This is a genomic window from Streptomyces sp. DH12, assembly GCF_020873895.1.
Taxonomy (GTDB): domain Bacteria; phylum Actinomycetota; class Actinomycetes; order Streptomycetales; family Streptomycetaceae; genus Streptomyces.
Genome location: NZ_JAHWGT010000044.1, coordinates 1 through 13379, shown reverse-complemented (window position 1 = coordinate 13379; position 13379 = coordinate 1). Strand labels below are relative to the sequence as shown.

Here is a 13379-nt window from a genome sequence, read left to right as displayed (position 1 = left end):
GGTGGGGCAGCGAGCGGGGTACGGCGAGGGCGGCGACGGGCCGGCCGGTGGCGCGCGGGCCGATGGTCGGCACACCGGTGGCGGCGCCCGGGGTGGCGCCGGCGCGGGCGGGCCGGGAGCCTCGGGGGACGACGGCGCCGCGCAGTACGGCGGGGCCGAGGCCGGCGGGGTGCTCCGCCGGGTCGTGCGGGGGCTGCCCGCGCTGCTGCTCGTCGGGGGAGCGGCGTACGACATCGCGACCCCGCCGCCCTTCACGGGCGTCCCCTTCTTCGTCGCCGCGCCGCTCATCGCCGCACCGCTCTACACCCGGCGCGCGACCGTCGTCGTCGCGGTGTGCGCCGTCCTCGCGGTGATCGCGCCGCACCTGGTGGAGAAGCCCCTGGCCGGCGTCCCCACCCTGACCGAGCTGGTCACCGTCGTCACGGTCGACGGGCTCGCCCTGCTCATCAACCGGCTCGTGAGGCGCAGCGGCGAGCGGCTCGCCTCGGCGCGGGTGATCGCGGAGACGGCGCAGCGGGCCGTGCTGCCGGTACCCGCCGCACGCATCGGCGGGCTGCGGGTGGCGGCGCGCTACGAGGCGGCGCAGGCCGACGCGTCCATCGGCGGTGACCTGTTCGCCGTACAGGACACCCCGTACGGCGTCCGGCTCCTCGTGGGAGACGTGCGGGGCAAGGGCCTGGGCGCGGTGGAGGCCGTGGCGATCCTCATCGGGGCGTTCCGGGAGGCCGCCGAGCAGGAGTCCTCGCTGGAGGCGGTGGCGCAGCGGCTGGAACGGGCGCTCGCCCGGGAGGGGACCCGCCGGGACGGTCTGGACGCCGTGGAAGGGTTCACGACGGCCGTGCTCGCCGAGATCCCGCGCGGCGACGGGACGGTACGGGTGGTCAACCGCGGCCACCCCGAACCCCTGCTGCTGGAGGCGGACGGCCGGGTGGCCGCGCTGGAGCCGCCGGAGCCGGCGCTGCCGCTCGGCATGGGGGAGCTGGGCGCCTGGCCGGACCGGGCGTACACGGCGCCGTACCCGCCCGGCTCGACGCTGCTGTTCCACACGGACGGCCTCAGCGAGGCGCGGGACGCGGCGGGCGTGTTCTACGACCCGGCCGCGTGGCTGGCGGGGCGGGCCTTCCCGGGGCCGGGGGAGCTGCTGGACGGGCTCGTCGAGGACGTTCGGCGGTACACGGGCGGCGGTGCCGACGACGACATGGCGCTGCTCGCGGTCACCCGCCCGACGGGCACGGACCGTGAGCGGGGGACAGCACGGCGATAACAATTGACAAACCGTCAGAAAGTCGTGAGGTGGGGCGCGGGGGGCGAAGTGCGCTGATACCGCGTCAATTCGGCGGGGAATGTCTGTTTATAGGGGACTTGGTCCGCGCGGTGAGCCCTCACGAATACCCGGGAACAGCTTGGAATACGACCGGTGCGTCTATTAACGTTCGATAACGCAGCGCGGCCGTACCAGCCGTCGCAGAGGCGGCACCGTGCGCATGCGCCGAATCCCGCGAGGGAACCGGGGACCCACCACACCTGGGGTGAATCGGGCTGCATTCCGGCCCGTAGGAGACCTTCCTGCTCCGAACCCGTCAGCTAACCCGGTAGGCGAGAAGGAAGGAAAGGAGAGCGCCCCCGTGGCGTCCAACAGGCCTGCCCCCGAAGCCCCCTTCGGTGCGTACGACACCACCGGCCGACCGGCCGGACCGGGCTTCACCGGCACCGGCGCCGGCACCGCCGCCCCCGCGGCCGACGTCGAGTGGAACCCCACCGAGGACTCCGTCCGCCCGGTCCGCGGCCGCCACCGCGTCGTCAAGCAGCGCGGCGGCCTCGCCCGCAGCTCCACCGTCCTCGGCGTCGGCGTCATCGCCGCCGTCGGCGCGGGCGGCATGGCCACCGCGCAGGACAAGCCCCGGGTCGCGATATCCCTCCCGGACGTCGACCTCCCGGACGCCTCCTCCCTGCCCGGCGTGGGTGCCCTGCTCGCCGGCGACACCACGGACGCCGACGCCGGCGGCGCGACCGCCGCCGCGCAGGACGTCACCGCCGCCGACCTCGCCCCCCTCGCCACGCTGTCGTCGGCCGCGCCCGGCGGCCAGGAGGCACAGGGCGCCACCGACGCGGGCGAGGCACTGCGCGCCCGCATCCTCCAGCAGGCCGAGCAGCAGCAGGCCGCCGCCGACGCCGAAGCCCGGTCCGCCGCGGAGAGGGCGGCCGCCGAGAAGGCCGCCGCCGAGGCCACCGCCCAGCAGGCCACCGCCCAGGCCGAGGCGAAGGCCGAGCAGGAGAAGCGCGAGCGCGCCGAGGCCGCGGCGAAGGCGGAGGCCGCCGCGAAGGCGGAGACCGCGCGCCTGGCCAAGCTCGCCGCGAGCTACGCCCTGCCGACCTCCTCGTACACGATCACGTCCACGTACGGCCAGGCCGGCTCCATGTGGTCCTCCGGCTACCACACGGGCCTCGACCTCGCCGCCCCCACGGGCACCCCGGCCAACGCCGTCCACAGCGGCACCGTGAAGTCGGCCGGCTGGTCCGGCGCCTACGGCTACCGGGTCGTGCTGGAGCTCGCGGACGGCACGGAGGTCTGGTACTGCCACCTCTCGTCGATGACCGTCAGCGCCGGGCAGAGCGTCGGCACCGGCGAGACCATCGGCCGGGTCGGCGCCACGGGCAACGTCACCGGCCCGCACCTCCACCTGGAGGTCCACACCCCCTCCGGCGGCGGCATCGACCCGCTGGCGTGGCTCCGCGGGAAGGGCCTCACCGTCTGACACCCGGTCGCCCGGCCGGCAGGCCGTACGGGCGGTCCCTCAGACCCCCGGCCCACCCGGCCGTACGGACGGTCCGTCCGGCGCCCGGCCGGGCCGCACGGACGACGGTCCGTCCGGTGCCCGGCCACCCGGTGGTACGGCCGTCCGGTACGGGGCGTCCGGTACGGGGCGGCCGGCGTGCGCACCGCCCGGTCGGCGGCCCATCGACCCCGGCAGCCTTGGCGGCACACCCCCCGACGCCAGGGCTGCCGGTCCGTCCCCGCCCCGCCCCGCCCCGCCCGGCGCGGCCGGCCGTCCGCGCCCGCGCCGGTCGGTGCTCGTGCTCGGCGCTCAGTACCGGTACGGGTTGTACCCCGCGTAGTCGCGGTGCGGCGGCGGAGTCCACACCCGGCCGGTCGCGCGGGCCGCGAACGTCAGGGCCGGGGCGGCCGTCGCCTTCCGCTGCCACATGTGGTGCAGCAGCTCCTGCTCCCGGGCCGTGAAGTCCCGGTCCGCCGCACCCCGCCGCGCCCGGTGGCGCAGGAACGCCAGCGTCGTCGCGAACGCCTCGTACTCGCCCACCGACCGGGCCGCCGCGGGGCCGAACGCGCGTGACGCGTAGTCCCGCGCCAGGGAGCGTGCCCGCATCGACGACAGCGCGAGCGGCTCGTCCGCCGTGAGCCAACCGGCCGACGCGTACGCCGGCAGCTCGGCGGCTATGGTCCGCAGCTCCCGCTGGCGCGTCCACACCGCCAGCCACGTCAGCAGCCCCAGCGCGGGCAGCATGAACGCCCCGTACACGGCGACGAAGCCCCAGGGGCCGAACGTCGTCGACCCGTTCCACAGCGCGTGCACCCCCATCGCCAGCAGCAGGCCCAGCACCGGCAGCACCACCCGCACCACCCTGCGGCGGCGGGCCGTCATCGCGGCGATGCCGAAACCGATGCCGGTCAGCACCGTGAACAACGGGTGCGCGAACGGCGACATCACCACCCGGACGAAGAACGTCGCCGCCGTCACCGACCCGATGCCGGAGGCGCCGAACTCCTGGTCCTCCCCGAAGGCACTGCCCAGGTACAGGATGTTCTCGGTGAAGGCGAAGCCGGTCGCCGTGAACCCGGCGATCACCACGCCGTCGACCAGCCCCGTGAAGTCCCGTCTGCGGAAGAGGAAGACCAGCAGGATCGCGGCGGCCTTGGCGGACTCCTCGACGACGGGGGCGACGACGGTCGCGCCGAGCGTGTCGGCCGATGTCGGGTCGGCGGTCGCGGTGGCTATCCACCGGGTCGCGAAGGTGTTGGCGACGATCGCCACGAGCGCCGCGGCGAACGCCCCCCAGGCGAACGAGAACAGCAGGTTCTTCCACGGGCCCGGCTCCACCCGGTCCAGCCAGCGGAACGCCGCCATCAGCAGCGGTACGGGCAGCAGCGCCAGCCCGAGACCGACCAGGAAGCCCGCCGTGCCCGTCTGCTCCCGCACCAGGGCCAGGATCACCAGCGCGCACAGGGCGAGCACCAGGATCACGGCGGAGGCGCGCACCGCCCTGCTGCGCCAGAACGCCCGGCGCGGCTTGTACCGCCAGCGCGACCGCTCCGGCACGGCGTCGAAGGACGGCCGTGGGTGGTACGCCGGGATGGCCGGCTGGGCGGGGCCGGCCGGCCGGGAGTGCGGCGGTGCGGGACGGTGCGCGGGCGACTGTGACACCCGGCCGACCCTAGACGGCCACGCCGACACTCCGCGACCGCCTTGGGGACGGCCGGGCGGTCACGCGGTGCGGGCGGTCACGCGGGGCGAGGGGGCACGCGGGGCGAGTGGTACGCCGGGTCGGCGGCCGGGACCGGTCACGCCGGGTCGGCGGCCGGGACGCGGGCGAAGAGGAGGTCGTGCACGACGTGGCCCTTGTCCAGGCCCTGCCCCTCGAACCGGGTCAGCGGCCGGAAGTCGGGCCGGGGCGCGTACCCGCCGCCGGGAACGGTGTTCTCGAAGTCGGGGTGCGCGGTCAGCACCTCCAGCATCTGCTCCGCGTACGGCTCCCAGTCCGTCGCGCAGTGCAGCACCGCACCGGGCGCCATACGGGGCGCGAGGAGGCTCAGGAACTCCGGCTGGATCAGCCGCCGCTTGTGGTGGCGCTTCTTCGGCCACGGGTCCGGGAAGTACACGCGGACGCCGGCGAGCGCGGCGGGCGGCAGCATCTCCCGCAGCAGGATGATCGCGTCGCCGTTGGCGACGCGGACGTTCGTGAGCCCCTCGCGCTCGGCGAGGCCGAGGAGGTTGCCCTGGCCGGGGGTGTGGACGTCCACGGCGAGAATCCCGGTCGACGGGTCGGCGGCGGCCATCCGGGCGGTCGCCTCACCCATGCCGAAGCCGATCTCCAGCACCACGGGCAGTCCGCCGAACAGCTCGTCCAGGTCCAGGACGCGCTGCCCGTCGATGTCCAGGCCCCAGGCGGGCCACAGGCGGCGCAGCGCGTCGGCCTGACCGGTGGTGACGCGGCTGCGGCGGGGCTGGAAGCTGCGGATGCGCCGCTCGAAGTGCGACCCGGCCGGATCGGGGGCGGGGCCGGTGCCGTCGGCGAACATACGGCTGCCGCGGTGGGCCGGCGCGGGCACCTGCGGGGTCTCGGGGGCGGGGGGCGCGGGGGGCGTGCTCGACGCGGTCTTCTCGGACACAGTGCTTTCGATTCTACGAACCCCGCCGTCCTCCCTCCCACCCGTCGAAGGACCGGGCGCCCCTACCCACCCGTCGAAGGACCGGGCCGCCACCCCCCGCCGCCGCCCCCACCCGTCGGTGGCCGCCCGTCGGCGCCCGCCCCCGCCGCCCCTACCCGTCGACCAGGGCCAGCGCCTGCCGGGCGACCTCCCGCCCGATCGGCAGGGACGCCGTCGCCGCGGGCGACGGCGCGTTCAGCACGTGGACGGTGCGCGGGCCGCGCCGGATGAGGAAGTCGTCGACGAGCGTGCCGTCCCGCAGCACCGCCTGGGCCCGCACCCCCGCCGGCGCGGGACGCAGGTCCGCGGCCTCCACGGCGGGCAGCAGCCGCCGCACCGCTTCCGTGAACGCCCGCTTCGACAGGGACCTGTGCAGCTCCCCCGCCCCGTACCGCCAGTGCCGCCGGGCGATCCGCCACGTGCCGGGCCAGGCGAGCGTCCCGGCCAGGTCCCGCGGGTCCACCTGCCGCCGGCGGTAGCCCTCGCGGGCCGCCGCGGGCACGGCGTTCGGTCCGAGGTGGACGCCGCCGTCGACGCCGCGCGTCAGGTGCACGCCCAGGAACGGGAACGCCGGGTCCGGCACCGGATAGACCAGGCCCCGCACGAGGTCGGGCCGGGCCAGCTCGTAGTACTCGCCGCGGAACGGCACGATCCGCACGCCCGGCTCGTCCCCCGCGAGCCGCGCCACCGCGTCGCAGTGCAGCCCCGCGCAGTTCACCAGCGCCCGGGCCCGCACCACGCCGCCGTCCGCCGTCCGCACCGCCACCCCCCAGGGGCGGCGGTCGACGGCGGTGACCCGCGCCCCGTACCGCAGCTCCGCGCCGGACGCCTCCGCGAGCTGCGCCGCCACCGCCCCGTAGTCGCAGACGCCCGTGGTGCCGACGTGGATCGCGGCGATGCCCCTCACCTGCGGCTCGAACTCGCTGATCTGCGCCGGCCCCAGCTCGCGCACGGGGATGCCGTTCTCCCGGCCGCGCTGGACGAGCGCGTGCAGCCGGGGCAGCTCGGAGCGGTCGGTGGCGACGATCAGCTTCCCGGTCACCTCGTGCGGCAGCCCGTACTCGGCGCAGAACTTCACCATCTCGGCCGCGCCGCGCACCGCGTACCGCGCCTTGAGTGAACCGGGGCGGTAGTAGATCCCGCTGTGGATGACGCCGCTGTTGCGGCCCGTCTGGTGGCGGGCGGGGCCCGCCTCCTTCTCCAGGACGACCACCCGGGTCCCGGGAGCGGCCCGCGAGAGCGCGTACGCCGTCGACAACCCGATGATCCCGCCGCCGATCACCAGGATGTCGCAGTCGAACATGCCGCTGCCGAACCCGGACACCTGTGCCACCTCCCACCCCGATAGTGCACTGGCCCGCTGACAACGCCGTTAAACCAGGTCCGCGCGGCGGTGGGAGATGGATCACGCCAGGTGGTGCGGCCCGGTCCCCGCCGCCCTACGCCGGGGTCGTCAGCAGGGGCCGGGCGCGCTCGCGCAGCTCCGCGACGCGCGGCTCGTCGCCGTACGGCTCCAGGCGGTGCAGCAGGTCGCGCACGTACTCGGTGGTCCGCGCCGACGAGATCCGCCCGGCGACCTCCACCGCGCGCGTGCCCGCCGCGCACGCCGCGTCGAGGTTCCCCGACTCCAGCTCGGCGACCGCGCTCACCACCAGCCGCAGGCCGTGGGAGCGCACGTACTCCTCCGTCGGCCGCGACAGCGCCTGCTCGGTGAAGCGCCGCACCTGTCGCGGGGCCTTCAGGTCGCGGTAGCACTCGGCGGCGTCGGCGGCGAACCGGTCGTACGAGTAGAAGCCGAGCCACGACGGGTCCGCGTCGCCCTCCCGGGACCGCTCCAGCCACCCCTCGGCAGCCTTCAGCGCCGCCCCGGCCGCCGCCGCGTCCCCGGCCTTGGCGTGGGCGCGCGCCTCCACCAGCCGGAAGAACGACATCGTGCGGGCCGTGGCCAGTCCCCGGTTGCGCTCCAGGGCCGCCTGCGCCAGGTCGACGCCCTCGTCGGCGAAGCCCCGGTAGGTGGCCTGCAACGACATCGACGCCAGGACGTACCCGCCGAGGGGCACGTCGGCGGCGGCCCGCGCCAGGCGCAGCGCCTGGATGTAGTAGCGCTGCGCGGCCTCCTGCTGACCGGTGTCGAAGGCCATCCAGCCGGCCAGCCGGGTCAGCTCGGCGGTCGCCCCGAACAGGGCCCGCCCGACCTCGTCCGAGTACGAGCCCAGCAGCAGCGGCGCCGCGTCGACGCGCAGGCACTCGGGCACCATCGAGGACCGCCAGTCCCCGCCGCCGTACTTGGAGTCCCAGCGGCGGGCGTCCTCGGCCGCCTCCCGGAGCTTCGCCACGTCGCTGTGGCCCACGCGCGCGTGGCCGCCGTCCGGCGGCAGCTCCTCGACCACGGTGACGGACGCGACCGGCCGGACGCCGGTGCCGGGAACGGGGGCGGCGCCGGTGCCGGTCCGGGTGCCGGTGTCCGTGTCGTCCCCGGCTCCCGGGGCTCCCGGGGCACCCGCGGTAGCGGCCGCCGCGGTGCCGGTGGTACCGGAGGCCGCCGCGGTCCCGGCTCCGCCGGGCGCTCCGGGCGGGCGGGGCGCGGGCCGGGCCGCGGACGCGCCCCTGCCGGACTGCGGAGCCTGCCCTTCCGTGCGCGGGACGTGCCGCTCCACCGACGGGTCGGCCGGGGCGATCAGCCACCGCGACGCGGGCACGGCGTACGCGCTGACCGCGAAGGAACCCGCCAGCGACTGCCAGATGCCGCCCCCGCCCGCCCGGCGACCGGCCAGGTCCAGCCGGTACAACTCCGTCGCCGACCGCACCGCCTCGCCCACGTCCCGCGGGAACGCCAACCCCACCTCCGGCGCCGGATCCGCGTCCGCCAGGCCGATCTCGTGCAGCGGCACCGGGCGGCCCAGCTTCTGGCCGATCGCGGCGGCGATCAGGTGCGGCGCGGCACCCTGCGGGATCATGCCCTTCGACACCCACCGGGCCACCGACGTCTTGTCGTAGCGCAGGGTCAGACCGCGCTGCGCGCCCAGGTCGTTGACGCGCCGGGCCAGGCCGGCGTTACTGATGCCGGCGAGGGCGAGAACGGTGCCGAGCTTCTCGTTCGGTCCGCGTAGCTCCCTGGACATGCGCCACCCCTCGACCCAGACGGCCGCCGCGCTGCCAGGCATAGGCGCGCGGCATTCGTAAACCCAGCGTAGTTCGCCGCATCCCCACCGTTAAGAGGCGGTGTTCCCTATGGCGGGATTGTGGTGCGTACGGGACGTCGGCGTGCGCCCGCACACCCGCTGCCGTGCCCCCGCCGTGTGGCCGTGCGCCCGTCCGTGCGCTCTGCCCCGTCCCGCCGGGGGAGCGCTTCCATGGTGCTGCGTGGGTCGGCCCGCTGGGCGGGAACCAGCGGGCTGGGGGACACCGTCGCCTCATTCCCCGCGGGCGGCGGACCGGTCCGGAGGGCGAGCAGCGCCCCCCGGACCGGACCACCCCGAGGGACCGGGCCACCCCGGCGCGACCGGAGCGGAACGGGGCCCGCACCGGACCCGGACGGGGCCCGGACGCGGCCCGCGCCGCACCCGGACCGGGGCCGTACCGGACCGGAACCGGACCCGAGCCGACGCCGCACACGGGCTCCGGTGGGCACGGAGATTGGCTGAATGATGCCCATCCTCCGCCCGGTCGAACCCTCCCCTACCGGCCCGGACTTGATCAATCCGACCCCTCGCAAAGGGAGTTGACGCTCCCGCGCCGACGCGACCGCACCGCCCCATCAATTGCCAGGGGCGCGTTCCCGTTTGCGTACGCGCCGCCCGGACGACCTCCTGTGCGCCTGTTGTCGTGGCAGCATGTCTCCATCGGCACCCCTCGTCGCACCAGCCGCCCCAGCGGCCCACGACGAGCGGACCCGAGTGGCTGAAGATGTCCACAGGCTGTGGAGGCGGCGATGCGCTGGCTGGTGGGGTGGAGCAGTATCGCCGCGAACTTCGGCACGGCCGGCGCCGTGGGCGCGGTCGGAGCCGGCACCGCCTCCGACGACGCCCCCACCATGCAACCCGTCGGCGGCCACCTCCTCTGGGGCGACCCCGACCCCCTCTGGGCCGTCGGCGACTGGCGCCCCGACGAGATCCGCGTCGTCAGCGTCGCCCCCGACACCCGCCTCGCCGTCCTCGGCTGCTGCGCCGCCACCGACGAGGAACTCCGCGTCGGCCTCTTCGCCGCCCGCGGCGGCGCCCTGCGCCACCTCACCGCCTGGCCCGGCAGCTACACCGCCGTCGTCCAGACCGGCCGGCGCATCACCGTCGCCGCCGACCTCGCCGGCGCCCGCCCCGTCTTCCACACCCCCTGGGCCAACGGCACCGCCTACGCCACCGCCGCCCTCCCCCTCGCCGACCTCATCGAGGCCCAACTCGACATCGGCCACCTCGCCGCGCTCCTCGCCTGCCCCGAAACCACCGAAGCGCTCCGCGACTCCACCCCCTACGCCGGCGTCAGACGCGTCCCCCCCGGCCACGCCCTCGTCCTGCGCGAAGGCTCCCGCGAGATCACCGGCTACGAACCCGTCGCCTCCCTCGCCGTCGCCGCCCCCCAACTCGACCCGGACCGCGCCGTCGAAGCCGTACGAGACGCCCTCGTCGAAGCCGTCCGCGCCCGCCTCACCGCCCCCCGCCACGCCCCCGCCACCCCGCCGCCCGACCCCGGACCCGTCCCCGGCATGGGCCCCGCCGACCGCCGCGCCGCCCGCGGCCACGCGCCCGCCCCCGGCATCGGCGCCGACCTCTCCGGCGGCAGCGCCTCCAGCACCCTCGCCCTCCTCGCCGCCGGCCTCCCCGGCGTACCCGGCACCATCACCGGCCACGGCGGCACCGGCGCCGGCGAACGCCTCCTCGCCGTCACCTTCAACGACCTCACCGCCGGCGCCCGCGAACCCGGCCACACCGCCGAACTCGAACGCGCCCACGCCCTCGCCGAGAACCCCCGCCTCCACCACGTCGTCGTCGCCGCCGACGAAGACGAAGCCCTCCCCTACGCCGACCTCGACGTCCCCCTCACCGACGAACCAGGCCCCGCCCTGGTCACCGCCGCCCGCCACCGCCGCCGCCTCGCCGCGGGCAGCGCCGACCACCTCACCGGCCACGGCGCCCGCCAGGTCCTCGACGCCCACCCGGCCCGCCTCGCCGACCTCCTCATGGACCGCAGACGCCGCCACCTGCTGCGCCCCGTCACCGCCCTCGCCCGCGCCACCGGCCCCACCGCCGGCTCCCTCCTCGTCCCCATCACCGTCTACCGGGCCGCCCGCAGACTCGCCCGCACCCCCTACCGGGCAGGACTCGAAGCCGCCGCCGGCCGCCTCCTCGAAGCCAACCGCGCCCTCGCCACCGGCAACGGCACCCCCGACGGGCCCCTCGACGCCTCCCTCGCCGCCCTCGCCTGGACCCGCCCCGGCCCGGCCGCCCGCTGGCTCACCGGCGAAGCCCTCGCCGAAGTATCGGTTCGCCTCCACCAGGCGGCCACCCGCCCCACCTCCGTCCAACGCCCCGGCGAAGCCCGCGCCCGCGCCGCCCTCGCCCGCCACGCCGCCGACCACCGCGTCCTCGAACAGGCCGCCGAGATCCGCAGCCAGCGCCTCCACGCCCCGTTCTTCGACAACCAGGTCGTCCGCGCCTGCCGCGACCTCCCCGAATCCCTCCGCGTACGCCCCGGCGCCCGCGCCGACATCCTGCGCGCCGTCCTCGCCGGCACCGGCATCCACGACCTGCCCCCCGGCTGGGGCGCCCCCACCCAAGCCCCCTCCCAGACCGCCGTACGCGCCGGCCTCCGCGTCGCCCTCCCCCAACTCCTCGCCCTCTTCGACGCCCCGCTGCTCGCCGACGCCGGACTCATCGAGGCACGCGTCGTGCGCACCGCCCTCCGCGCCGCCGCCGACGGCGAACCGGTGCCCCTCGACGGCATCGCCGACCTGGTCTCCACCGAACTGTGGCTCCACCGCCTCCTCGCCCGCCGCGGCACCTGCTGGACCGGCACCGCCGCCCCCCGCCGCCGCGCGGTCGCCGCGGGCGTACCGTCCCGCCCCACCCTGCGCTCCTGACCACCGCCGGGGGCCCGGCCCCACACCCCCGGCACGCCACAGCCACACCCATGCGGTACGGCTCCGAGCCGCGCCGTCCCGCACGGGGCCGGCGGTGGCGCGGGCCGGCGGCCGGCGCGGAGGCCGCCCGCGGCTCAGCCCGGAGTGATCAGGTCCCCGAGCGCTTCCAGGGCCAGCAGCCACATCGGCCCCGCGCCGGTGCCGAACGCCGCCGCCAGGGCGTACCCGAGCCCCACCTCGACGGCCCGCACACCGACCCCGTCCCGCCACTCGACGAGGACGACGCCGTCACCGTCGGAGGTGAACGCGCCGATCCGCTCCTCGCCGCGCAACAGCCGACTGCCCGCCAGCGAGTCGGGCACCAGCCGGTAGACGACCTCCCCGTACGGCACGTCCACCCGGAACGAACGCCTGGTCAACCGGCCCTTGCCGGGGCGGACGGGCAGCTCGGAACCGTCGATGACGAGGCTGAGCGCAGCACCGTCGCGCGTACCGACGGGAACGTGGTCGTCGATGTCGGACACGGCCGGGTCCCGGCGGAGCTCGACGCGCGGAACGGCGTCACCGTGCACGACGACCACCCCCGCGCCGAGGTCCAACGAGACGGTGACGGGCCCGAACAGATCGTCCTCGACGACCTTCACACGGACGGCTGGGGCGGCCGGGTCGGCTGGGATGTCGTGTTCCATGGGGTCCCCCTGGTGCTCACGGTGGTGGTCTGACGGCTGGTCGTACCGTCGAGCACAGCATGCCTCCCCCGCCGTCCCCAGCGCCCGGGGGCCGCCCCCCCCGAACCCGGCACGGCCCACCCACGGCTCCCGCCCACCGTCCCCCGACGCCGCAGCCCACCCATCACCGCAGCCTTGCCCGGCGCCCGTCACCGCAGCCTTGCCCCGCGTCCAACACCGGAGCTCCGCCCCGCGCCCGGAGCCCGCAGCCCTCCCGGGCCCAGGACTTGCAGGACCGGAGGGCCGCAGGGCCGGAGGGCCGCAGCCACCGGACCGCCCCCGGGCTCAGGGCGGGCTTCCGTCAGCGACCGCCCGCGCAGGTGATGCCGGCGTCCGCCCAGTCGGCGAGCCCGACCGCCCCGAGCGGCCCGGCGCCCGGTTCGGTGACGAGCCGGATCGTCCTGCGGCCGGAGATGTCGACGCGTACCGGCACCGCCGGGTCACCGCCGTCGACCACGGGGGAGCGCCAGAGCCGCACGCCGTCCGCGTAGACGGAGAACCGCACCGACCCGACGCCCCTCGTCATGTCGTCGACGCCGACGAACGCCGTGTAGGTGGAGCACCGCCGGTTCAGGTCGACCACCACCGAGGAACTGGGGTGCACCGTGATGCCCTGCCCGTACGGGGTGCCGCCGACGGACATGCCGCCGCGCTGCCACACCCAGCTGGAGCGGCCCAGCCGCAGTTCGGGCCCGGTGTGGTCGCCGAGTACGTCGAACGCGAGCCGGCCCACCCGGTAGGTGGCGGGCGCGGGCGGCGGCACGGGCGGGGGTGTGGGAGAGGCGGCAGGGGGCGGTGGCGCCTCGGTCGGGCTCGGCGTCCGGGTGGGGGCGGGCCGGGGCGCGCTGCGGGTGGGCGCCGGGGACGGCACCACCTCGGGCGCGACGGTCGGGGCGGGCGGCGGCGTCGCGGCGGGCGCCGGACGGGGCGGGGCCGCGGGCCGGGGGGAGGGCGGCGGCTCGGGCCGCGGTGAGGACACGGGCGGCGCGAGGGTGGGCCGGGGTACGACCGGCTGGGCCACCGGTGGACGCGCGTCGGGCGCGGGTACGGGCCGGGGGTCACCGGACAGCGCCCACACGAGCCCCGCCGTGGCGGCGACGGCCAGCGTCGCGGCGGCCCCCGCCTTGGCGGGGCT

General features: G+C 76.7%; 9 protein-coding genes and 1 riboswitch. Of the genes, 3 read left to right on the top strand and 6 right to left on the bottom strand.

Annotated features, from left to right (window positions below; translation table 11 throughout):
- The first annotated feature begins 1 nt into the window (after nt 1).
- On the top strand, nt 2-1264 hold the full coding sequence (locus LPA54_RS42725) for a PP2C family protein-serine/threonine phosphatase (RefSeq protein ID WP_228983262.1): 1263 nt from the start codon (nt 2-4) through the stop codon (nt 1262-1264).
- A gap of 213 nt (nt 1265-1477) precedes the next feature.
- Nucleotides 1478-1614: riboswitch (cyclic di-AMP (ydaO/yuaA leader) on the top strand.
- 11 nt (nt 1615-1625) lie between these two features.
- Nucleotides 1626-2756 (top strand): M23 family metallopeptidase, encoded by a 1131-nt coding sequence (locus LPA54_RS29005; RefSeq protein ID WP_228983260.1) that lies wholly within the window; start codon nt 1626-1628, stop codon nt 2754-2756.
- 330 nt (nt 2757-3086) lie between these two features.
- On the opposite strand, the gene LPA54_RS29000 is transcribed toward LPA54_RS29005, so the two are convergent.
- From LPA54_RS29000 to LPA54_RS28985, 4 genes are all read right to left on the bottom strand, one after another.
- Entirely contained in the window at nt 3087-4439 is a 1353-nt protein-coding gene (locus tag LPA54_RS29000; RefSeq protein ID WP_228983258.1) for a PrsW family intramembrane metalloprotease, read from the bottom strand.
- 137 nt (nt 4440-4576) lie between these two features.
- The gene (gene trmB / locus LPA54_RS28995; protein WP_228983369.1) at nt 4577-5314 is read right to left on the bottom strand and encodes a tRNA (guanosine(46)-N7)-methyltransferase TrmB; all 738 of its coding nucleotides are present in this window, start codon (nt 5312-5314) and stop codon (nt 4577-4579) included.
- Nucleotides 5315-5555: 241 nt separating this feature from the next.
- Entirely contained in the window at nt 5556-6746 is a 1191-nt protein-coding gene (gene lhgO / locus LPA54_RS28990; protein WP_228983367.1) for an L-2-hydroxyglutarate oxidase, read from the bottom strand.
- A gap of 136 nt (nt 6747-6882) precedes the next feature.
- Nucleotides 6883-8565, bottom strand: a complete 1683-nt coding sequence (locus tag LPA54_RS28985) for a sporulation protein (RefSeq protein WP_228983255.1) — start codon at nt 8563-8565, stop codon at nt 6883-6885.
- A gap of 809 nt (nt 8566-9374) precedes the next feature.
- On the opposite strand from LPA54_RS28985, the gene LPA54_RS28980 reads away from it, so the two are divergent.
- The gene (locus LPA54_RS28980) at nt 9375-11516 is read left to right on the top strand and encodes an asparagine synthase-related protein (protein ID WP_228983250.1); all 2142 of its coding nucleotides are present in this window, start codon (nt 9375-9377) and stop codon (nt 11514-11516) included.
- A 134-nt stretch (nt 11517-11650) separates the two neighbouring features.
- On the opposite strand, the gene LPA54_RS28975 is transcribed toward LPA54_RS28980, so the two are convergent.
- A complete protein-coding gene (locus LPA54_RS28975) occupies nt 11651-12205 on the bottom strand; it encodes a hypothetical protein (protein ID WP_228983248.1) in 555 nt (184 codons plus the stop codon).
- A 340-nt stretch (nt 12206-12545) separates the two neighbouring features.
- Nucleotides 12546-13379 (bottom strand): NPCBM/NEW2 domain-containing protein (locus LPA54_RS28970; protein WP_228983245.1); only part of this gene is annotated, 834 nt, incomplete at its 5' end.

Excerpts from the sequence above, each read along its gene's own strand:
- trmB (WP_228983369.1), bottom strand. The coding sequence starts at position 5,314 with ATGTTCGCCGACGGCACCGGCCCCGCCCCCGATCCGGCCGGGTCGCAC.
- lhgO (WP_228983367.1), bottom strand. The coding sequence starts at position 6,746 with ATGTTCGACTGCGACATCCTGGTGATCGGCGGCGGGATCATCGGGTTG.
- LPA54_RS28985 (WP_228983255.1), bottom strand. The coding sequence starts at position 8,565 with ATGTCCAGGGAGCTACGCGGACCGAACGAGAAGCTCGGCACCGTTCTC.
- LPA54_RS28980 (WP_228983250.1), top strand. The coding sequence starts at position 9,375 with ATGCGCTGGCTGGTGGGGTGGAGCAGTATCGCCGCGAACTTCGGCACG.
- LPA54_RS28975 (WP_228983248.1), bottom strand. The coding sequence starts at position 12,205 with ATGGAACACGACATCCCAGCCGACCCGGCCGCCCCAGCCGTCCGTGTG.